Below are 21895 nucleotides of genomic sequence, written 5' to 3' on the forward strand. Positions count from 1 at the left end.
TGGTGTGGTGCGGGGAAATTCAGCTCATCCAGTTGCCGCCGTCGACGTTCAATGTCTGTGCAGTGATGTAATCGGCATCGGCGGAAGCGAGAAACAGCGCGGCGCCGGTGAGGTCGTCGGGTACGCCCATGCGACCGAGCGGTACCGCTTCGCCGACCAGCCGCTTCTTCTCGCCGGGCTGGCGGTTTTCATAGCGCGCAAAGAGCGCATCGACCTGATCCCACATCGGCGTATCGACGACGCCTGGCGCAATGCCGTTGACGTTAATCCGATGCGGCGCGAGTGCCAGCGCCGCCGATTGCGTATAGCTGAGAACCGCGGCCTTGGTTGCACAGTAGTGCGAGACAAGCGCTTCGCCGCGCCGGCCAGCCTGCGACGACATATTGACGATCTTGCCGCCGTGTCCCTGCTCGACCATCTGCCGCGCCACCGCCTGCATCAGGAAGAACATGCCCTTCACATTGACGGCGAACAGCGTGTCGAAGATGTCCCAGGACTCGTCGAGTAACGGCCGCATGTCGAACATCGCCGCATTGTTGAACAGTATGTCGATCTGCCCAAACCGCTTGATCGCACCGGCGACGATGCGCTCGATATCGTCGCGGCGCGTGACGTCCGCGGAAAGTGTCAGCACGCGATCGCCGCAGGAATCCTGCAAGCGCTGTCCGAACGCATCGGCCGGCTTCAGATCAACCAGTACGCAGCGCGCACCTTCGTCGAGATAGCGCTGCGCGACCGCTTCGCCAATACCGCTCGCTGCGCCGGTCAGGATCGCCACCTTGTCTTGCAGTCGTGCCGCCACCGCCTGTCTCCAGTTTCGTCCGCTTACTTCGGCCCACCTTCATCCTTCTGCGAAGAAGTGAGCGAACGCTCGTTGCGCGAACAATTGCTCTAAATGTGGTCGAATGATCGGATACGCGTCGGATCGTGTCAAGACGCGCGGCAAGATTTCGATGGTGCAGCGCGTCAGCGAGTCGCTGCGGAAGAAAAGTGGCGTGGGGTATTGTTGCGCGGCCAGTCACCCTCGATTCACGATACGTTATATCATTCGCGTCTCGCGTCGATTCGACCGATTTCTGGAATGCATGACATGGCCGCCCCTCTCGCAGACCGACTCGCCGCCCAGCTCGCCAAGGCCGATGCCGTGGCAGCTAAGCACGGTCTTGCACTCACTCCGCTGCGACGCCAGGTCTATGCGCTGGTCGCCGCCAGCGAGCGACCGGTTGGCGCATACGATCTGCTCGACGCGCTCGCGCCGCAACGCGGCCGCGTGCCGCCCACTACGGTTTACCGCGCGCTCGACTTTCTCGTCGCGCATGGTTTCGTCCACCGGATCGAATCGAAGAATGCCTTCTTCGCCTGCTGCGAAATCGACCAGCCGCATCAGGGACAGTTTCTGATCTGCGAAGCGTGCGGCGAAACCGTCGAGATTCCCGGCCACGAGCTCGCCGAACAGCTTTCGCACAGCGCACCGGCCAATGGCTTCGAAGTGCATCACCAGGTTGTCGAGCTGAGTGGCCTGTGCTCGGCCTGTCAGGCACAGCGGTCGCCGGGCGATGAACGTGCCGCTTCGTAGCGTTGTCGCACTCCGCGCGCGGCCTCGCTTGTCGCAACCCTTACTCCACCCTTTCGCAACACGAACCAGGAAAGACCAATGAAGAACCTCAATTCGAAATGGAGCCGCGCGCTGGGCCTGTCAAAGTATCTGGCGACCGGCGCCGCTGCGTTTGCGTTTGCCCATGCCGCGTTCGCCCAGGACGCAAAGATCCGCGTCGTAGCCGCGGAGAATTTCTACGGCGACGTCGTGCATCAACTGGGCGGCGATCGTGTCGACGTGAGCAGCATCCTGAGCAATCCGGATCAGGACCCGCACCTGTTCGAAGCGAGCCCGAAAACCGCGCGCGAATTGCAGCAGGCGAGCCTTGTCGTCTATAACGGCGCCGATTACGATCCGTGGATGGCGAAGCTCCTGAACGCATCGAAGAACGCAAAGCGCACGACGATCGTCGCCGCCGATCTGGTCGGCAAGAAGAGCGGCGATAATCCGCACCTGTGGTACGACCCGGCGACGATGCCCGCCGTCGCCCGCGCCGTGAGCGCGGCGCTCGCGTCTGCTGACCCGGCGCACAAAGCGGCGTACGATGCGAACCTCGCGAAGTTTCTCGATTCGCTGAAGCCGATCACCGACAAGGTCGCCGCGTTGCGCGCCCGTTACACCGGGCTGCCGGTCACGGCGACGGAGCCGGTATTCGGCTATATGTCGGACGCGATCGGCCTCGATATGCGCAACCAGCGCTTCCAGCTGGCCGCGATGAACGACACCGAAGCGAGCGCATCGGATATCGCGGCATTCGAGCGCGACCTGCGCGAAAAGCGCGTCCGCGTTCTGATCTATAACAGCCAGGCAACCGAAGCCCTGACCAAACGCATGTTGAAACTGGCCCAGCAATCGCACGTTCCGACCGTTAGCGTCACCGAGACCGAGCCGGCCGGCCACACGTTCCAGCAATGGATGCTGGCGCAGCTCGACGCGCTCGACAAAGCGCTTGCCGCGGGAGACACGGGCTCTGCAGGCGGCGCAGGTAAAGGAAAGACTCAATGATCGACCCAGGCCGCACGCCGTCCGCACCCGTCCTCGCGCTTGAAGGCGTCACGCTCGAACTCGGCGGTCGCACGATTCTGGCCGACACGAGTTTCACTGTGAATCAGGGCGAGTTCATCGGCGTGCTTGGACCGAACGGTGCGGGCAAGACCACCTTGATGCGTGCGGTGCTCGGCCTCGTGCCGGCAGCAAGCGGCGCGATCCGCGTGCTCGGCCGGCCGGTCGAGCGCGGCAATCCGTCGATCGGCTACATGCCGCAGACACGCAGTGCACTCGCGGGCCGCCGCGTGCGCGGCCGCGATTTCGTCGCGATGGCCGCCGATGGTCATCGTTGGGGTCTGCCACACGCCGATGCGAAAACCCGCGCCGATGTCGAGCGCGTGCTGGACCTGGTCGATGGCCGCACGCTGGCTGCGCGGCCGCTCTCCGAACTGTCGGGCGGCGAGCGGCAACGTCTGCTGCTTGCACAGTGCCTGTTAGGCAACCCGCAACTGCTGCTGCTCGACGAACCGCTGATCAGCCTCGACCCGCACCATCAAAAGGGTGTGGTCGAACTGGTGCGGCGCGTACAGCAGGAGCTCGGCATCGCGGTGCTGTTCTCCGCACACGAACTCAATCCGCTGCTGCATGCGCTCGATCGCGTGCTGTACCTAGGCAGCGGTGTAGCGGCGCTCGGTACCGTCGATGAAGTCATCACGAAACCGGTGCTGTCGCGGCTCTACGGTTCGACGATCGACGTGATGCGTGTGAACGGCCGCATCTTCGTGATGTCGGGCGACGTCGAAGTCGAGAAGCACGATCACGCTCACGAAGAAGACGGTCACGATCACGGCGGTGGCGGCGCTGCGCATACGCACGGCGCACACGGTCACGCTCACCCTCACGCGCCACGCGACGGACACACGCACGATGTTTGAATACGATTTCATGATCAACGCATTCGCGGCGTCGGGGATCGTCGCGGTGCTGGCTGGTATTGTTGGCTATTTTCTGGTGATGCGCGGGCAAACGTTCGCCGGTCACGCGCTGTCGCACGTCGGCTTCACCGGCGCGACCGGCGCCGTGCTGATCGGTATTTCACCGATCTGGGGGATGGTTGGCTTTACACTCGCCGCCGGCATCGGCATGGGCGCGCTTGGTGAACGACTCGCGGGCCGCGACGTGGCGATCGGCGTGATCCTGTCGCTGTCGCTCGGTTTCGGTCTGCTGTTCCTGCACTTCTTCACGGCCTACGCCACGCAGGTCACCGCGCTGCTGTTCGGTAACGTGCTCGGCGTCAACGCGTCGACACTCGCGATCCTCGCGGGGCTCGCTATCGTGAGCCTGATCGCACTCGCAGCGATCATGCGGCCGTTGCTGTTCGCCTCGCTGCAACCGGAACTCGCGGAAGCCAAGGGCGTGTCGCTGCGTCTGATGTCGATGCTGTTTCTCGCGATCACCGCGATCGCGGTCGCTGCATGCACGCAGATCGTCGGTGTGTTGCTGGTGTTCACGCTGATGGTTGGGCCAGCCGCTGCCGCGCAGAACCTCACGACGCGGTTGTCCGCCGGTCTCGCGGTCGCCGCGTTGCTTGCGCTCGCGCAGGCGTGGCTCGGCCTGACACTCGCCTACTACACCGACTGGCCGACGAGCTTCTGGATCACCGCGCTCGCCGCGTTGTTCTACGGCGCAAGTTTGCTTGGACGACGCGGAACGTAGCGTAGCAGCCCGCGACGCGACGCTCACGCTCCTGCAAGCAATACGCTCGCGTGATGCGCGAGGTGATCTTCGATAAACGTCGAGATGAAGTAATAGCCATGGTCGTAGCCGTCGTGACGACGTAACGTCAACGGCTGCCCGGCGTCACGGCACGCCGCCTCGAACACGTCGGGATTAAGCTGCTCCGCGAGAAACTGGTCCGCGAGCCCCTGATCGATCAGGATGCCTTGCGCGAAGCGCTGCGACGCATGCGCCACCAGTTCGCTCGCGTCGTACTGTTTCCATGCTTCGCGATCATCGCCGAGATAGCCGTCGAACGCCTTCTCGCCCCACGGGCAACGCGATGGCGCCGCGATCGGTGCAAACGCCGACACCGAGCGATAGATCTCCGGGTTACGCAGCGCCAGCATCAGCGCACCGTGACCGCCCATCGAATGCCCGAAGATCCCGAGCCGCGTTCCATCGACAGGTAAATTCGCCAGCACCGTCTCGCGCAACTCGTCGCGCACGTACGAGTACATCCGGTAATGCTTCGACCACGGCTCGCGTGTCGCATCGACATAGAAGCCCGCACCGACACCGAAATCCCATGCATCGCTTTCCCCCGGCACACCGGCGCCGCGCGGGCTCGTATCGGGAGAAATCAGCGCGATGCCATGCTGCGCGGCAAAGCGCTGCGCGCCGGCCTTGATCGGAAAGGTTTCTTCCGTGCAGGTCAGACCGGCCAGATAGAAGAGCGCCGGCACGCGCCCATGCGCAGCTTGTGGCGGCAGATAGGCCGCGAAACGCATCGGCAGGCCGATGGTCTGCGACTCGTGGCGAAAGAAGCGCTGCACGCCACCGTGGCACGCATGCGAAGCGAGAGTCTCGAGCATGGCGGTGCGCTCCTTAGTACAGCACGACCGAGCGGATCGATTCGCCCTTCTTCATCAGATCGAAACCCTCGTTGATACGCTCGAGCGGTAGACGGTGCGTGATCAGGTCATCGATGTTGATCTTGCCTTCCATATACCAGTCGACGATCTTCGGCACATCGGTACGCCCGCGCGCGCCGCCGAACGCCGAACCTTTCCATTGACGCCCGGTAACAAGCTGGAACGGCCGCGTGCTGATTTCCTCGCCCGCCGCCGCCACGCCGATGATGAACGACTGTCCCCAGCCCTTATGCGTGCATTCGAGCGCCTGGCGCATCACCTTCGTGTTGCCGATACATTCGAACGAGTAGTCGGCGCCGCCGTCGGTGAGCTGCACGATGTGATCGACGACGTTCTCGACTTCGTTCGGGTTGATGAAATGCGTCATGCCGAATTTCTTCGCGAGTTCGATACGCCCCGGGTTCAGATCGACACCGATGATCTTGTCCGCTCCCACCATCTTCGCGCCCTGAATCACATTGAGCCCGATCCCGCCGAGCCCGAACACGACAACGTTCGCGCCCGCTTCGACCTTCGCCGAATACACGACAGCCCCAACACCAGTCGTCACGCCGCAGCCGATGTAGCAGATCTTGTCGAACGGCGCGTCCTCGCGCACCTTCGCAACGGCGATCTCCGGCACGACGATGTAGTTCGAGAACGTCGAGGTCCCCATGTAGTGAAACAGCGGTTTGCCGTCGAGCGAGAAACGCGAGCTCGCATCTGGCATCAGGCCGCGACCTTGCGTCGAGCGGATCGCCTGACACAGGTTCGTTTTGCGCGACAGGCAGAACTTGCACTGGCGACATTCGGGTGTGTAAAGCGGGATCACGTGATCGCCCTTCTTCAGCGTACCGACGCCCGCACCGACGTCGACCACGATGCCAGCGCCTTCATGACCGAGGATTGCCGGGAAGATACCTTCTGGGTCCGCGCCCGAGAGCGTGTAGTAATCGGTGTGACAGATGCCGGTTGCCTTCACCTCGATCAGCACCTCGCCCGCGCGCGGCCCTTCGAGATCGACTTCCTCGATCGTCAACGGTGCGCCGGCCTTCCATGCGATAGCTGCTTTTGTCTTCATCGTGAATGCTCCTGTATCTGTTGATTCGAAATCCGCTTGCGCGCTGCGCCGGCCGGACTGCGGGTCGCGTCATGATCGCAAAAAATTGTGTATGCCGCGTTGGCGCGCCCGTCATCGCGTTAACTGCAAGCGACATCGGCACGCTTGCTGCGATGGCGCATCGACCTCCGACGGCTTTCGACAATAGGGGCACCAAAGATTGGCCACGCTTTCATACCTGAAGCATAGTCGGTTGATCGTAGTCGCCGCAGTAATGTAACCTGCCACTCCGTTGCACCCTCCTCGCCTTGCTAACGCTGATTGCCGAACGTCGATGACCGACCCCGCCCGTTTGCCACCGACTTATCTGGTCACTCCGGAACCACTAGCCGGAGAGTCGTTAGCAGACTTCGTCGCGCATCTGGAGCGCACGCTGGAAGCGGGCATCCGTCTCGTACAACTACGGGCCAAAACGCTCGCAGCGCCACAGTATGCCGAACTGGCCAGGCTGGCGCTGGCGTGTTGCCGATGCCACGATGCGCGCCTGCTGTTGAACGCGCCGGTCGATGTCGTGCTGGCCGTGCAAGCCGACGGCATTCACCTCACCAGTACTCGCCTGATGGCGTGCACCGCCAGACCCCTTCCTTCTCAGTCACTGGTTTCAGCGGCGTGCCACGACGAGCGCCAGGTGCAGCATGCGAACGAGATCGGCGCCGATCTGCTGACCATTTCGCCGGTCTTGCCGACTGCAACCCACACGACCGCCGAGCCACTCGGTTGGCCGCGCTTTCGCGAACTCGTCGCACTGACGACGATCCCCGTCTTCGCGCTGGGCGGAATGAGCACCGATACCTTGGTCGATGCCCGCAACTCGGGTGCGCATGGAATCGCGGCGATTCGTGCGCTGTGGCAAACGGGGAACATCGCCGGGTAAGGCAATTTAAGCCCGATCGAGGGTTAACCCCGCCAGCTTCGCCGCCGTGCCAAAACAGCACTATTCGTCCCTCGGAATACTGCTTATAGACTTTTACGCATATCCCCGCGCATCGCGCCGTGCGGCGCACCGTCGTGCCTCACCGCCGAACGGGGCTCACAGCGCCTGCCGGCCAAATGTGCGCGCCAGTGCGCCCGAAAAACCGGCATGCGCATATCGGCACCGCGAAGTCCGGAATAGGCCCCACTGGTCTTGTTGTGCCTTTTCGTCCCGCATACCTTGGAGTCCATCCTGAAAAATCAGAGGCGGAGACAGACAAGATGCAATCGACCCAGGTTCATCCGTGCGACGAACGACTGCCCGCCGGGCAGTTGTTGACGCTCGGCATCCAGCACGTGCTCGTGATGTACGCGGGCGCGGTGGCGGTTCCACTGATCATCGGTAGCGCGCTGAAGCTGCCCAAAGATCAGGTCGCGTTTCTGATCAGCGCCGATCTGTTTGCGTGCGGTATCGCGACGCTGATCCAGACGCTTGGATTGTGGATCTTCGGCATCCGTCTGCCGGTGATCATGGGCTGCACGTTCGCCGCGGTCGGCCCGATGGTCGCGATCGGCACCAACCCCAGTCTCGGCATACTCGACATCTTCGGTTCGACAATCGCCGCCGGCATCGTCGGTATCGTGCTCGCGCCGGCGATCGGCAAGCTGCTGCGATTCTTTCCGCCGGTCGTGGTCGGCGTCGTGATCTCGGTGATCGGACTCTCGTTGATGGAAGTCGGCATCAACTGGGCCGCGGGCGGCGTCGGCAATCCCGACTACGGCAATCCGGTCTACCTGGGTCTGTCGCTGGTCGTGCTGATGCTGATCCTGCTCATCAACAAGTTCGGCCGTGGCTTCATCGCCAATATCTCGGTGCTGCTCGGCATCGTCGCGGGCTTCGTGATCGCGCTGCTGCTCGGTCGCGTCAACATGGACGGCATAACGAGCGCGCCATGGGTCGGCTTCGTCATGCCGTTCCACTTCGGCATGCCGCACTTCGATCCGCTATCGATCGCGACGATGGTCACCGTGATGTTCGTCACCTTCATCGAATCGACCGGCATGTTTCTCGCGGTCGGCGACATGGTGGATCGTCCCGTAGACCAGAAGACGCTCGTGCGCGGACTGCGAGTGGATGGGCTCGGTACGCTGATCGGCGGCATCTTCAATTCGTTTCCGCATACGTCGTTCTCGCAGAACGTCGGCTTGATCGGCGTGACCGGTGTGAAGAGCCGCTTCGTCTGCGCGATGGGCGGCGTGCTGCTGGTGCTGCTCGGCCTGTTCCCGAAGATGGCTCAGGTGGTCGCGTCGGTGCCCGCATTCGTGCTGGGCGGCGCGGGCATCGTGATGTTCGGGATGGTTGCCGCGAACGGCATCAAGGTGTTGTCGAAAGTCGACTTCGTGAAGAACCACCACAACCTCTTCATCGTCGCGGTCAGTATCGGTCTCGGTCTCGTGCCGGTTGTGTCGCCGCATTTCTTTGCACGGCTGCCGCCCGCGCTGTCGCCGCTGCTGCATAGCGGGATTCTGCTGGCGTCGGTGTCGGCGGTGTTGCTGAATCTGATCTTCAACGGTGTGAAGGGTGAACGGGCCGCGCAACGCGATATCCGCCGCGCAGGCCACGATTTCGATGGGCGCGGTGCAAATAGCCAGCCTCCGGTTACAGGAGATGACATGCTGCGCGCCGCCGATCTTCACTGACGCTTCGTTCCCGACGATGAATGAAAAAAGCCACGACATGTGCCGTGGCTTTTTGCTTCGTACGAACCTGCTCGTACGACGTGTACTGCTTGTATGTGCTTACCCGGCTGACGGCGCCGACGCTGCCGAAGTCGCTGCCGCAGGCGCGCGCTCCGCGCTGTAATCGACCGGCGCATCGGCCGGACGCGGCTGTTCGCCGGCCCGTTCGATCCATCCGCCACCCAGCGCCTTGTACAGATCGACGAGATTCGTCAAACGGTTCACGCGCGCGTTCACGAGCGACTGCTGCGCGGTGTACAGATTGGTCTGCGCGGTCAGCACCGACAGATAGCTGTCCACACCGTTCGTGTAGCGCAGGTTGGACAGATCGAGTGCACGCTGTTCGGCAAACGTATTGCGCTCGAGCGCCTGGATCTGCTGATCGTAGGTGCCGCGCGCAGCCAGGCCGTCGGCGACTTCGCGGAACGCCGTCTGGATCGCCTTCTCGTACTGCGCGATCTGGATGTTCTTCTGCACCGTGGCGAGGTCGAGGTTCGCCTTGTTCACACCGCCCTGGAAGATCGGCAGCGAGATCTGCGGCGCAAACTGCCACGCCGCGCTACCCGCCTTGAAGAGACCACCCAGCGTCGGGCTCAATGTGCCGAAGTTGCCCGTCAGCGAGATCTTCGGGAAGAACGCGGCGCGTGCCGCTCCGATGTTCGCGTTGGCAGCCAGCAGACTCTCTTCGGCCTGCATGATGTCCGGGCGCCGCGTCAGCAGGTCGGACGGCAAGCCGGCAGGAATATCGGTGATCAGCGCCTGATCGTTGAGCGGCAAGCCCGCCGCCAGATCGGCCGGCAGCGGCTCGCCGATCAAGAGCACCAGTGCGTTTTCAGCTTGCGCGCGCAAACGTGCCTGCGCCTGCTGATTTGCCTCGGCCTGCTCGACCACGGTCTGCGCCTGCCGCAGATCGAGTTCGGAACCGGTGCCGGTATCGAACTGCACCTTCGCGATGCGGTACGACTCCTGCGAACTCTTCAACGTGTTCTGCGTAACCTGCAGCAGATCGTCGGCACCGAGCACCTGCAGATACTGATCGGCCACTTGCGCCACCAGCGCGATCTCCGCCGCCTTGCGCGCCTGCGCCGTCGACAGATACTGCGCGAGGGCCTGGTCCTTCAGGCTCTGGATACGCCCGAAGAAGTCGAGCTCCCACGAACCATTCACACCGACCGAGTACTGGTTCTGGATGGTCTGGTTGGCGACGGATAGATCGAGCGGCGTGCGCGACTTGGTCTGCTGTCCGACCGCACTGATTGTCGGGAGCAACGCACCGCGCTGGATCTGATACTGCGCGCGCGCGGCCTGCATGTTCAGCACCGACACGCGCAGATCGCGGTTGTTCTTCAACGCGATGTCGATCAGCCGCTGCAACCGCGCATCGGCGAAGAAATCGCGCCAGCCGATGTCCGTCGCCGCCTGACCGTTCGCGCTCGTCGCGCCGGCCGCCGCGGCCGGCTGCGTCGCGTACACGCCGCCGGTCGGGAAGCTCCCCGACACAGGCACAGCCGGGCGCTGGTAATGCGGCGCCATCGTGCAGCCGGCGGCAAACAGCGCGACCGCCATGACAATTAACGAATGTTTTTGCATCTCTATGTCCTTAGCTGGCCGAGCCGCCGCCACCTTGTGGATCGTGCGGATGGTGCTCGTTGTAATGCTGGAGCGCGACGTCCGGATCTTCCTTCTCGCCGGAGAACTTCGCGCGGATCACGACGAAGAACATCGGGATCATGAAAATCGCGAGGAACGTTGCCGTCAACATCCCGCCGATCACGCCCGTACCGATCGCGTGCTGGCTCGCCGAGCCCGCACCGTTACTGATCGCGAGCGGCAGCACACCGAGAATGAACGCGAGCGACGTCATCAGGATCGGGCGCAACCGTAGACGCGCAGCTTCGAGCGCGGCTTCGACCGGTCCCATGCCTCCGCCCTGCTGCAGCTCGCGCGCAAACTCGACAATCAGAATCGCGTTCTTCGCCGATAGCCCCACGGTTGTCAGCAAGCCGACCTGGAAGAACACATCGTTCTCCAGCCCGCGCAGCGTCACCGCGAGCAGCGCGCCGAGCACGCCGAGCGGCACCACCATGATCACCGCGAACGGGATCGACCAGCTTTCGTACAGTGCCGCGAGACACAGGAACACGACGAGGATCGAGATGCCGTACAGGATCGGCGCCTGCGAACCGGACTGACGTTCCTGGAACGACAGCCCCGTCCATTCGTAGCCGATGCCCGCGGGTAGCTTCTTCGCGATCGCTTCGATCGCTGTCATCGCCTGGCCGGTACTCTTGCCCGGTGCCGCCGCGCCCTGGATTTCGACCGCGGAAATACCGTTGTAGCGTTCGAGCTTCGGCGAACCGTAGGTCCAGTGGCCGGTCGCAAACGCGCTGAACGGCACCATCCCGCCCGAACCATTGCGCACGAACCAGACGCTCAGGTCTTCCGGCTTCATGCGGAACAGCGGCTCGCCCTGCACGTACACCTTCTTGATCCGGTTATCGGTATCGAGGAAGTTGTTCACGTACGACGACGCCCATGCGATCGAGAACGTCTGGTCGATCGATGCTGCCGACACGCCAAGCGCCAGCGCCTTTTCGCGGTCGATATCGACCTTGAACTGCGGCGTGTCGTTCAGGCCGTTCGGCCGCACCTGCGCGAGCGTGGGATCTTGCGCCGCCATGCCGAGCAACTGGTTACGTGCTGCCATCAGTGCATCATGGCCGAGGCCGCCGCGATCCTGCAGCTCGAAGTCGAAGCCCGATGCGGTACCGAGTTCGGGAATCGACGGTGGGTTGACCGGGAAGATCAGCGCATCCTTGTACGGCGCGAAGTGCATGAACATCCGGCCGACCAGTGCCTGAACCTTCTGGTCCGCGTGCTGGCGCTGCGAATAGTCCTTCATCCGCACGAACACGAGACCCGAGTTCTGGCCACGGCCCGCGAAGCTGAAGCCGTTCACCGTGAACACCGACTCGACGATGTTCTTCTCGTCCTTCAACAGATAGTCGGAGACGGTTGCGAGCGTGCGCGCGGTGGTTTCCTGGGTCGAGCCGGCTGGCGTCTGCACGAGTACGAACATCGTGCCCTGGTCTTCATCGGGCAGGAACGATTTCGGCAAGCGAGCAAACAGCAACCCGACCGCGACGATCACCACCAGATAAATGATGAGCCAGCGGCCCGAGCGCTTGATGACGTGGTGCACGCCGCTGTGATACTTGTCGCGGCTGCGGTCGAACCACTTGTTGAACCAGCCGAAGAAGCCCTTCTTCTCTTCGTGATGACCCTGCGGAATCGGCTTCAGGATCGTCGCGCACAGCGCCGGCGTCAGAATCAACGCGACCAGCACGGACAGCACCATTGCAGCCACGATCGTCAGCGAGAACTGCCGGTAGATCGCCCCGACCGAGCCGCCCGAGAACGCCACCGGCACGAACACCGCCGACAGCACGAGCGCCACGCCAACCAGCGCGCCGGTGATCTGGTCCATCGCCTTACGCGTCGCCTGGACTGGCGATAGCCCTTCTTCGGCCATCACCCGCTCGACGTTCTCCACCACCACGATCGCATCGTCCACCAGCAAGCCGATGGCGAGCACGAGACCGAACATCGACAGCACGTTGATCGAGAAGCCGACCAGTCCCATGATCGCGAACGTACCGAGCAGCACCACCGGCACCGCGATCGTCGGAATCAACGTCGCGCGCAGGTTCTGCAGGAACAGGTACATCACGAGGAACACGAGGACGATACCTTCCAGCAGCGTCTTGACCACTTCCTCGATCGACAGGCGCACGAACGGCGTCGTGTCATACGGATACTTCACGACCAGACCGTGCGGGAAGTACTTCGACAGCTCGTCGATCTTCGCGCGCACGGCCTTCGCCGTGGCGAGCGCGTTCGCGCCGGTCGCGAGCTGAATGCCGAAGCCCGCCGTCGGCGCACCGTTGTACTTCGTGTCGACGTTGTAGTTTTCGCCGCCCAGTTCGATGCGTGCCACGTCCTTCATGCGCACACGCGAGCCGTCCTGGTTCACCTTCAGCAGCACGTTGCCGAACTGCTCGGGCGTTTGCAGTAGCGTCGCTTCCGTGATGGTGGCCTGCAGTGCCTGCCCCGGTATCGAAGGCGTGCCGCCGAGCTGGCCGCCGGCCACCTGGACGTTCTGCGCCTGCAGTGCGTTGATCACATCGACCGGCGTCAGCGCGTAGTTGTTGAGCTTCGCCGCATCGAGCCAGACCCGCATCGCGTACTGCGTGCCGAACAGCGTCACCGTGCCGACCCCGTCGATCCGGCTAACCGGATCTTCGACGTTCGACGCGACGTAGTTCGCCAGATCGTACTTGCTCATGCTGCCGTCTTCGGAGACGAACGCCATCACGAGCAGGAAGCTCGCGCTCGACTTCGTCACCTTCGTGCCGAGCTGCTGCACGACTTGAGGCAACAGCGGTGTGGCGAGCTGCAGCTTGTTCTGCACCTGCACCTGGGCGATGTCGGGGTTGGTCCCCGCGGCGAACGTCAGCGTGATGGTTGCCGTGCCCGAATCGTCACTGGTCGACGACAGATACAGCAAGTGATCGAGACCGCTCATCTGCTGCTCGATCACCTGCGTGACGGTGTTTTCCACCGTCTTCGCCGATGCGCCGGGGTACGTTGCGCTGATCTGCACGGACGGCGGAGCGATGGTCGGGTATTGCGCGATCGGCAACGTGAAAATCGACGCGATCCCCGCCAGCATCAGGATGATGGCGATCACCCACGCAAAAATCGGGCGATCGATAAAAAACTTTGCCATGAAACAGGCTCCCTGTTATTACGCGCCCGATGCGGCTGAGGCGGCTTGCGCCGGTTGCGCACCCGATGCGCCCTGCGCGGATTGCACGCCGCTCGCTGCTGCTGCGCCTGAGGCTGCTGCGCCGGAAGCCAGTGCGGCCGGCAGTTGCGCAGGGACGGGCTTGACCGGCTGGCCTGGACGAACCTTGTCGGTGCCTTGCACGATTACGCGGTCGCCAGGATTCAGACCGCCTTCGACGATCCAGTTGGTACCCTGTGCCGCCGACGTCACGAGCGGACGCAATTCGACCTTGTTATCGGCACCGACGACGAGCGCCGTGGCCTGACCCTTCTGGTCGTGCGTCACGCCGACCTGCGGCACGATGAACGCTTTCTCGTTGACGCCTTCCTCGATGCGCGCCCGCACGAACATGCCCGGCAGCAACACGCGGCCCGGGTTCGGGAAGATTGCGCGGATCGTCACGGAGCCGGTGGTCTGATCGACCGTCACGTCGGAGAACTGCAGCTTGCCGGGCTCTGAATACGCGCGGCCGTCTTCGAGAATCAGCGTGACCTTGGCGGCGTCCGGGCCGTTCGTCTTCAGACGCCCTTCCTGGACATCGCGGCGCAGCTTCAGGCCGTCGAGGCTCGATTGCGTCAGATCGACGTAGACCGGATCGAGCTGCTGCACCGTCGACATCAACGTCGCGGCACTCGCCTGCACGTAGGCACCCGGCGTGACCTGCGAAATCCCGACCTGACCGGTGATCGGCGAGACGACGTCGGTGTAGCCGAGGTTGATCTGCGCGGTGTCGACAGCGGCCTTGCCGGACTGCACGTTCGCCGCAGCCACGCCTTCGGAAGCGACCGCGTTGTCGTAGTCCTGCTTGCTGACCGCATTCGCCGCCACCAGCACCTTGAAGCGGTTCGCCTGCGCCGTGGTCGACTTGAGCGTCGCCTCGGCGTTGGCGAGCGTCGCCTTCGCGCTGTTCAGCGCCGCGATGTACGGCGCCGGATCGATCTTGTAGAGACGCTGACCGGCCTTGACCTGCGAGCCTTCGGTGAACTCGCGGCGCAGCACGATGCCGTCCACCCGCGCGCGCACCTGGGCGACGAGGAACGCGTTCGTGCGGCCCGGCAGCTCGGTCGTGACCGGCACGGCGCTCGGCTGGACAGTGACGATGCCGACTTCCGGCGTCTGTTGCGGCGGTGCCGATTGTTTTTGCCCGCATGCTGCCAGCAGTACGGCAGCCGTCGCGGCAGTAATTAAGCGGAATGGAACCCGTTCGACGCGCATGGAGCGACCTCTGTCAATGACTGGGAATGAAAAAGTGCGCGCATCCCTACCCCGGGGATGACGGCGCACACACGCGTCTCACGACGCCTGACCGGAAACCCGGGTGCCCAACCTGTGGATGCACCCGTAGCGACCTGCGCCCGACCGGGGATGCCGCGCACCGCGAAACCCGGCTGGCGGGCGCGCGAAAGCACTTTTTAAGACAACAGTGACGGATATTAACCGGTCGTCACTGCTTGGGCTATCCGATCGATGGGGTGCTATTATAGATACATTCACGAATGCATGTAAGAAACAGTTAACTTCCCGATATGCGCCATAACGCACGATCGTTCGCAGATAAACGAGAAAACGAACAGATTGTGACGACGCGCGTTTAAAAGCGCCGGGGAGATCCCGCACCCACCGCAGGTCACACGAAATGGTCCGAAGAACCAAGGAAGAAGCTCAGGAAACGCGCAACGGCATTCTGGATGCCGCGGAACAAATCTTCTTCGAGAAGGGCGTCTCACGTACGTCGCTTGCGGATATCGCACAAGCCGCGGGCGTGACGCGCGGCGCGATTTACTGGCATTTTGCTAACAAAGGGGATTTGTTTACAGCGATGTTCGACCGGGTGCTGCTGCCGCTCGACGAGATCCAGGCTGCGTCGCTCGATCCGCAGGAAGCCGATCCGCTGGGCCGGCTGGTCGAGATCTGCACGATGTGTCTACGCGACTGCGCCAACGACCCGCGCCAGCGCCGGGCGTTCGACATCCTGTTCCTGAAGTGCGAGTTCGTCGAGGAAATGGGCCCGGTGATGACCCGTTACCAGAACAATATGCGCGATGCGCTCGTCAACATTGCAGGGGGCTTACGAAACGCGATTTCGAAAGGCCAGTTGCCCGCCGATCTCGACGTCGAACGTGCCGCTGCGTTGCTGCATGCGTTTATCGGCGGTTCGCTGCGCGACATGCTGTTTTTGCCCGAAGCGATGGACTACGGCCGCTATGCCGAGCAGATGGTCGACGCGATATTCGACACGCTGCGTTTGAGTCCTTCGATGCGGATCGCGGCGACGGCGGATGCGCCGCAAGCTGTCATGCGGTGAGCTCCGCCGCCTTCCATCTGATCGGTCCTCAGACTGTGGCCGGCTTCGCGCGGGCCTTCTGGTTCGACGCGTAGATCGAGCCGCGCTCGAGCGGCTCGCCATCGCGCACCGCCGCGATCCATGCGTCGGTACTGCCCACCGCCGCGAAGCTCGATTGCAGCACGACGCTGAATACGCGATGGATCTCTTCAGCACTCGCAAAACCCGCGCTGTTCTCATACGGAACGCTGCCGGTCGCGTCGTCCAGAAATTCGACCGTGAGGCCGACGTGCATCGCGTGATTGATCGTCGACGCATCGCAGTTGTGCGTCATGTAGCCGGTCACCGTCAGCGTATCGATGCCGCGTGCCGCGAGCCAGCTGGCGAGATCGGTGTCGGTCCACGCGCTTGCAGCGGACTTCGTGACCAGATGATCTCGTTTGCGCGAAGCGACCACCTCGTGCAGTTCGGCGCCATGACTGCCGCGCGCAAAGATAGGCGAGGTCGCCGGTCCAAGATGCTGCACGACCACGACCGGCACGCCGGCCGCGTGCGCAGCGTCGATCGCCCGGCCGATGTTGGCGAGCGACGTGTGCACGTCGGGGTATTCGATCGGCAGGTCGCCGGTGACGTATTCGTTCTGTACGTCGATCACGATCAATGCGCGTCTGGGTGAAGTCATCGCTGCCACTCCTGTCCTGGTTGGTTTCGCCGCGAGCCGGCGATGACTGCATTGTTCGCTTTCGATCGGCACTCCAACAGTGACCCGATTGACAACTTTCGCTAGAATCGGGCCATTCCTCTCGACGCGCAGCTGCGCTCACCGCGATGCCCGCTCCCCATCGTTCACCGACACATCCGACTGCGGCACCGGTCGCCGGTGAGATCCCGCCCGGTCGCGGCAAACCGGTCGTCGCCGTCGTCGCGTTCGACCGGATCAGTCCGTTCCACCTGTCGGTGCCGTGCGTGGTATTCGGCGAGGACCGCAGCGACGGCGGCGTGCCGGCATTCGAATTCCGCGTCTGCGCGACCGAACCCGGACCGCTCTCCACGACAGCAGGATTCTCGATCTCGGCGACCCACGGTCTCGATGCACTCGCCGACGCCGGCACGATCGTCGTTCCGAGCTGGCGCGATCCGCATGAAACCCCACCCGCGGAATTACTCGATGCGCTACGCGCCGCCTCGGCACGTGGCGCACAACTGGTTGGCCTGTGCCTCGGCGCGTTCGTGCTGGCGGCCGCGGGCCTGCTCGACGGGCGGCGTGCCACCACGCACTGGGCATGGGCCGACGACTTCGCACGCCGCTACCCGAAGGTGCGGCTCGACCCCGACGTGCTCTATATCGACGACGACAATCTGCTGACTTCAGCGGGGACCGCGGCCGGACTCGATTGCTGCCTGCACGTGCTGCGCAAGACCTACGGCACGCAGGTCGCCAACTATGTGGCGCGGCGGCTGATCGTGCCGCCGCACCGCCAGGGCGGGCAGGCGCAATACATCCAGCAGCCGGTGCCGCCGAACGTGCGCGGCGACCGCCTGTCCGAACTGCTCGACTGGGTGAGGGGCAACCTGCAACTGGCGCATACGCTCGACACGCTTGCGGAGCGCGTACTCATGAGCCGCCGTACGTTCACGCGGCGTTTCCGGCAGGTCACGGGTACGACGGTGGGTGCGTGGCTGCTTGCACAGCGGCTCGAGCGTGCGCAACAGTTGCTGGAAGGAAGCGACGAACCGGTGGAGGCCATTGCGACGATTGCGGGGTTCGGCTCGACGGCCTCGTTGCGCCAGCATTTCGCCGACGCGTTCCGTACCTCGCCGAGCGCGTGGCGCAGGGAGTTTCGCGGGGCATGAAGTACAGCGGCGGCTACGCGTTCAGTCGAACCCCAGCCGCCACTCTCCATTCAATCGACACTCAGCCAGTGCGCCCCATACAACAGCAGCGCAACGAAGAAAATCATCGCTGCCCACGCCCAGTTCGGCACGCCATGCGGATCCGGCTCGCGATGCGAGACGCCATGCGACGCACGCGCACCTAACAGCGGCGCCACGCGGCCGCCGGGCGCCGCGCCCCGATCGGTTGCAGCACGCGCTCGACGGATCGCACCGCTAAAGCCGATCGGCCGCAGGAACACATGCTGGCGACGATGCGGCACGCCACGCGCCCGGTTCGGCCCCTGGCCGTGCTTGGCCTGAACCACCGCGCAGAACTCGGTGAAGAAGTCGTCGGCAAGTTCGTGCAGCGCATTTTCGATCTGCCGCGCCGGCAATTCGGTGAGCGGCCCGGTCAGCGTCGCCCACACCGAATAGTCGATGCGTGTGCCGGGGTCCTTCGCTGGGTCGGCTGCGGAATCGCCGGCACGCAGCGTTACGCCGATCTGACCGCGCAGCGCACCGATGCCGTCGGCGCGCGCCTTGAAGTTGAGCGTACGACGCGAGACATCGGCGGTCGTCCCGTCGTCGCTCGCGACATGAGCACGCACCTGGTAGCGCGCGCGCAGCGGCCCGAGCGGCACGGTCAGGGTCAGCGCGTATTCGCCATGTCCAAGGCGGTTGAACGACTCGCAGTTATCGAGGCTGGCACGCAGCAGCGCAATGTCCTGCAGCGCGTCGCGAACGTCGGACAGCGCCAGCGGAATCCTCAACGCGTCGTTCAGTTCCATGACCGGCTCCCCGATGAACGCACGACAACGGCTCAGGACGTCTGATCGATACGATCGACGCGCGATGCGTAAAACGCGAGATATCCTTTGATCCGCTCGACCGCTTCGAACGGCGTCTCGTAACTCCAGACGGCGTTCTCGACCCGGCCGCTTTCGGTGCGCAGATGGAAGTACGACGCGTCGCCTTTATGCGGGCAGTGCGATGTGTGATTGGAGCGCTCGAGCCGCGCCATGTTGACGTCGTTGCGCGGAAAGTAGAACACCTCCGGCAAACCGGTCTCTGCAACCGTCAGGGCTGCGTGGGTATCGGCGACCGTCACGCCCAGATGGATCACGCGTACGCGGCGGCGGTTCGGCACGATGTCGATGCGGTGCCCGGCAGTGGCGCCGCCCCCGCACGGACCGGCGGCGGCCGTCCCGCTGGCGCGGTTATCGGGCGTCGGGACGTCGCTCATGGTGTTGCTCCCGTGCGATTGGAACCCTGGTCGATGACTGCGGCGAACGCTGCGCCACAGCCTGCAGAAACAAAAAAAGCCACGGGCATGCCCGTGGCTTCATTATCGGCGAAAGTTCAGCCGATTGCGCGACCTTCGCGGCAGGGCAAACCCGGCTGCCCCGCCGGCTACTGGATGTTCCAGTAGAACGCCTCTCTCGTCGTACCGCTCGCCGGTATCGTGACCGCCTTGCTCTGGTCGTGACCCTTGTACGACGCCCGTACGGTGTAACGACCGGGATGCAGCCGGACCAGCATGTACGGGCCGCGCGAAGTCGTGCCCAGGACCTTGCCGCCTTCGGTATCCATGATCTGCACGCGGACGTCGGCGAGATAGTCGGAGCCCGGGCCGGTAAAGCGCAGCGCCAGCGGCCAGTGGCTCTCGGCGCGCTTTAACGCCTGCGATTCGTCGGAACCCACGCCGCCCGATGTGAACGCCACATCGCCCTGGTGCTGCACCTGCGGCAGGCCGCCGCCGTTCGTGTTGCCTGCGCTGGAGTCGTCGGTGGTCGTGCCGCCGGCAATTCCGTTGTTCTGCGCGTAGACACTGCCCGCCATGCCAAGAGTCAGTGCCGCCGCGACCGCGGTTGCGACGATCCTGCTGCGCTGGGTGCGTTGCTGGTTCATGGTGTGACTCCTTCTCGGTTCGTTGGGGTCCGCGTTTGCGTCCGTTTGGGTCCGTTCGGAAACATCCGTCGACAGATCGAATGCAACTGGCGTGCCTGTCAGGGCGATCAGGCGGCAGGGCCCCGATGCTGGGCCGTGAACCGCGCCATATCTGCGCTGCCTGCGAGATTCGGGACTGCTACCGGGCCCGGCAGCCGGATGGCGGTCAAGCTGCCGGTAAAAACCGCTGCATCGGAGGAATACTTACCCATCGGTCCGGTCGACCGCAGTCGGCGTTCTAGCGCATGCCCGGGTGCCGTACGGCATTGCAACGTGCCGGTCGGGTTGACCGGCACTCGTCCTCATCAGCCGAGGTCCACCGGGACGAAAATCTGCGCATCGTCACGCTGGATCAGCAGCGCAATGCTGTTGCCGGCCGACGAGATCATCTGCTTCAACTGATCGACGCTCGTCACCGGGCGGCCGTTCACGGCCAGAATCACGTCGCCGGCCTGGATGCCGGCGTTCGCCGCCGGGCCGCCCGCCTGTTGCACGAGCAGACCGTGTGTCAGCGACGTGCCGCTCTTTTCCTGCGGCGTCAGCGGACGCACCGCAACGCCGAGGCGCCCCTGCATCTGCGCCGACGAATCGCTGCCATCCGCCGATGCCGTCTTCACATCCGACAGCGAACCAATCGTCACCTTGACGTCCTTCGCAGCCTTGTCGCGCCACACCTGGACCGTTGCCGTGCTACCCGGCTTCAAACCCGCCACCTGCGAAGGCAGATCCGCCGAATCGGTCACCGGCGTGCCGTTCACCGCGAGAATCACGTCGCCGGGCTGCAGGCCGGCCTTCGCAGCCGGACCGGAAGCATCGACGGAACTGACCAGCGCGCCCTGCGGCGTCTTCATGCCGAACGAATTCGCCAGCGTCTGGTTCATCGACTGCACCGCTACGCCAAGACGGCCACGGCTCACGTGACCGGTCTTCACGAGTTCGTTCTCGACCTTCATCGCCTCGTTGATCGGAATCGCGAACGACAGCCCCTGGAAGCCGCCAGTCTGCGAGTAGATCATCGAGTTGATGCCGATCACTTCGCCTTCCAGATTGAACAGCGGACCGCCCGAGTTGCCGGGGTTCACCGGCACGTCGGTCTGGATAAACGGCGTGTAGTTTTCGTTCGGCAGCGAGCGCGATTTCGCGCTGATGATGCCCGAGGTCACCGTGTTGTCGAAGCCGTACGGCGAACCGATCGCGACCACCCACTGGCCGACCTTGCTTTGACGCGGATCGCCGATCTTCACGATGGGCAGATTGCTCGCATCGATCTTCAACACAGCAACGTCGGACTGCTTGTCGGCGCCGACCACTTTCGCGCGGAATTCGCGCTTGTCGGTGAGCTTCACGGTAACGACGTTCGCGCCCTCGACGACGTGCGCATTGGTCAGGATATAACCGTCGCTGCTGACGATGAAACCGGAGCCAAGGCTCGCGCTCGGTTGATCCGACTGATCGCTACTGCCACCGCCGTCGCCACCCTGCATGCCCGGGATATTGCCGAAGAAACGACGGTAGAACTGGTAGAACGGATCGCTGGGATCGATTGGCAGTTGCTGCGCGCCGCCGCGTTGCGCGACCTGCTTGACCACGTGCTTCGCGCTGATGTTGACGACGGCCGGACCGTAGGTCTCGACGAGGCCGGAGAAATCGGGAATACCGGTCTTCGCAGCGGCCTCGGCCGGCATCAGTGCGGCCTGGGCCGGCGTGATGACTTCCGGCGCCGGCACATTGCGGTGTCCAGCGACGTAACCGGCGGAGAGCGCCACGGCGATAGCTGCGGCGACTGCGCTACGGGACAGGGTTTTCGCGTTCATCGTGTGGTCCTCACAAAATAATGCCTTTCAATGAGGCGAAGACTACGTGGTATCGCTTAAAGGAATCTTAAACAAGTTGCGAACCGGCGAGCGGCCGCTTTCGCTTGTCTGACGGGGGTTTGCGGGCGGCAGACGGGTCT

19 protein-coding genes are annotated in these 21895 nt (G+C 63.7%); 8 read left to right on the forward strand and 11 right to left on the reverse strand.

The window, feature by feature from the left end:
* Positions 1-19 precede the first annotated feature (19 nt).
* The gene (locus M0D65_RS06905) at positions 20-802 is read right to left on the reverse strand and encodes an L-iditol 2-dehydrogenase (protein WP_091011163.1); all 783 of its coding nucleotides are present in this window, start codon (positions 800-802) and stop codon (positions 20-22) included.
* Between the two features lie 288 nt (positions 803-1090).
* On the opposite strand from M0D65_RS06905, the gene M0D65_RS06910 reads away from it, so the two are divergent.
* The 4 genes from M0D65_RS06910 (at position 1091) to M0D65_RS06925 (ending at position 4300) form a co-directional block, all read left to right on the forward strand.
* A complete protein-coding gene (locus M0D65_RS06910; protein ID WP_266251987.1) occupies positions 1091-1576 on the forward strand; it encodes a Fur family transcriptional regulator in 486 nt (161 codons plus the stop codon).
* Positions 1577-1654: 78 nt separating this feature from the next.
* Positions 1655-2602 (forward strand): metal ABC transporter solute-binding protein, encoded by a 948-nt coding sequence (locus tag M0D65_RS06915; protein WP_266251988.1) that lies wholly within the window; start codon positions 1655-1657, stop codon positions 2600-2602.
* Positions 2599-3519: an ABC transporter ATP-binding protein gene (locus M0D65_RS06920; protein WP_091011160.1), complete on the forward strand. Its 921-nt coding sequence runs from the start codon at positions 2599-2601 to the stop codon at positions 3517-3519. The genes M0D65_RS06915 and M0D65_RS06920 overlap by 4 nt, the downstream gene beginning before the upstream one ends.
* Positions 3512-4300, forward strand: coding sequence for a metal ABC transporter permease (locus M0D65_RS06925; RefSeq protein WP_266251989.1), 789 nt, complete (start codon positions 3512-3514; stop codon positions 4298-4300). The genes M0D65_RS06920 and M0D65_RS06925 overlap by 8 nt, the downstream gene beginning before the upstream one ends.
* Positions 4301-4323: 23 nt before the next feature.
* Here M0D65_RS06925 and fghA read toward each other — a convergent pair whose 3' ends face one another.
* Together fghA and M0D65_RS06935 are read right to left on the reverse strand one after the other, a co-directional pair.
* On the reverse strand, positions 4324-5175 hold the full coding sequence (gene fghA / locus M0D65_RS06930; protein ID WP_266251990.1) for an S-formylglutathione hydrolase: 852 nt from the start codon (positions 5173-5175) through the stop codon (positions 4324-4326).
* A 13-nt stretch (positions 5176-5188) separates the two neighbouring features.
* Positions 5189-6295, reverse strand: coding sequence for an S-(hydroxymethyl)glutathione dehydrogenase/class III alcohol dehydrogenase (locus tag M0D65_RS06935; protein ID WP_096717978.1), 1107 nt, complete (start codon positions 6293-6295; stop codon positions 5189-5191).
* Between the two features lie 313 nt (positions 6296-6608).
* On the opposite strand from M0D65_RS06935, the gene M0D65_RS06940 reads away from it, so the two are divergent.
* Complete coding sequence (locus M0D65_RS06940) at positions 6609-7208, forward strand: thiamine phosphate synthase (protein WP_266251991.1); 600 nt, start codon at positions 6609-6611, stop codon at positions 7206-7208.
* 320 nt (positions 7209-7528) lie between these two features.
* Entirely contained in the window at positions 7529-8947 is a 1419-nt protein-coding gene (locus tag M0D65_RS06945; protein ID WP_266251992.1) for a nucleobase:cation symporter-2 family protein, read from the forward strand.
* A gap of 99 nt (positions 8948-9046) precedes the next feature.
* On the opposite strand, the gene M0D65_RS06950 is transcribed toward M0D65_RS06945, so the two are convergent.
* From M0D65_RS06950 to M0D65_RS06960, 3 genes are read right to left on the reverse strand one after another with little or no spacing between them, the layout of a single operon-like run.
* Complete coding sequence (locus M0D65_RS06950) at positions 9047-10576, reverse strand: efflux transporter outer membrane subunit (RefSeq protein ID WP_266251993.1); 1530 nt, start codon at positions 10574-10576, stop codon at positions 9047-9049.
* Positions 10577-10586: 10 nt separating this feature from the next.
* A complete protein-coding gene (locus M0D65_RS06955; RefSeq protein WP_266251994.1) occupies positions 10587-13775 on the reverse strand; it encodes an efflux RND transporter permease subunit in 3189 nt (1062 codons plus the stop codon).
* 18 nt (positions 13776-13793) lie between these two features.
* Positions 13794-15050 carry an efflux RND transporter periplasmic adaptor subunit gene (locus M0D65_RS06960; RefSeq protein ID WP_266251995.1) on the reverse strand — a complete coding sequence of 419 codons (1257 nt, stop codon included), beginning with the start codon at positions 15048-15050 and terminating at the stop codon, positions 13794-13796.
* A 421-nt stretch (positions 15051-15471) separates the two neighbouring features.
* On the opposite strand from M0D65_RS06960, the gene M0D65_RS06965 reads away from it, so the two are divergent.
* Positions 15472-16140: a TetR family transcriptional regulator gene (locus tag M0D65_RS06965; RefSeq protein ID WP_266251996.1), complete on the forward strand. Its 669-nt coding sequence runs from the start codon at positions 15472-15474 to the stop codon at positions 16138-16140.
* Between the two features lie 28 nt (positions 16141-16168).
* Here the strand turns inward: M0D65_RS06965 and M0D65_RS06970 are convergent, their stop codons facing one another.
* A complete protein-coding gene (locus tag M0D65_RS06970; protein WP_266251997.1) occupies positions 16169-16801 on the reverse strand; it encodes a cysteine hydrolase family protein in 633 nt (210 codons plus the stop codon).
* Between the two features lie 146 nt (positions 16802-16947).
* Between M0D65_RS06970 and M0D65_RS06975 the strand changes: the two genes are divergently transcribed.
* A complete protein-coding gene (locus tag M0D65_RS06975; RefSeq protein ID WP_266251998.1) occupies positions 16948-17973 on the forward strand; it encodes a helix-turn-helix domain-containing protein in 1026 nt (341 codons plus the stop codon).
* Between the two features lie 50 nt (positions 17974-18023).
* Here M0D65_RS06975 and M0D65_RS06980 read toward each other — a convergent pair whose 3' ends face one another.
* The 4 genes from M0D65_RS06980 to M0D65_RS06995 all read right to left on the reverse strand — a co-directional run bounded on the left by M0D65_RS06980 (position 18024) and on the right by M0D65_RS06995 (position 21755).
* Entirely contained in the window at positions 18024-18782 is a 759-nt protein-coding gene (locus tag M0D65_RS06980) for a CoxG family protein (RefSeq protein ID WP_266251999.1), read from the reverse strand.
* A gap of 32 nt (positions 18783-18814) precedes the next feature.
* Positions 18815-19237, reverse strand: coding sequence for a DUF427 domain-containing protein (locus M0D65_RS06985; RefSeq protein WP_266252000.1), 423 nt, complete (start codon positions 19235-19237; stop codon positions 18815-18817).
* A 167-nt stretch (positions 19238-19404) separates the two neighbouring features.
* Positions 19405-19902, reverse strand: coding sequence for a carboxypeptidase-like regulatory domain-containing protein (locus M0D65_RS06990; protein WP_266252001.1), 498 nt, complete (start codon positions 19900-19902; stop codon positions 19405-19407).
* Between the two features lie 344 nt (positions 19903-20246).
* Positions 20247-21755 (reverse strand): DegQ family serine endoprotease, encoded by a 1509-nt coding sequence (locus M0D65_RS06995; protein ID WP_266252002.1) that lies wholly within the window; start codon positions 21753-21755, stop codon positions 20247-20249.
* Between the last annotated feature and the right edge of the window lie 140 nt (positions 21756-21895).

Origin of the sequence: Paraburkholderia sp. CHISQ3, assembly GCF_030464945.1 — a bacterium.
Taxonomy (GTDB): domain Bacteria; phylum Pseudomonadota; class Gammaproteobacteria; order Burkholderiales; family Burkholderiaceae; genus Paraburkholderia; species Paraburkholderia megapolitana.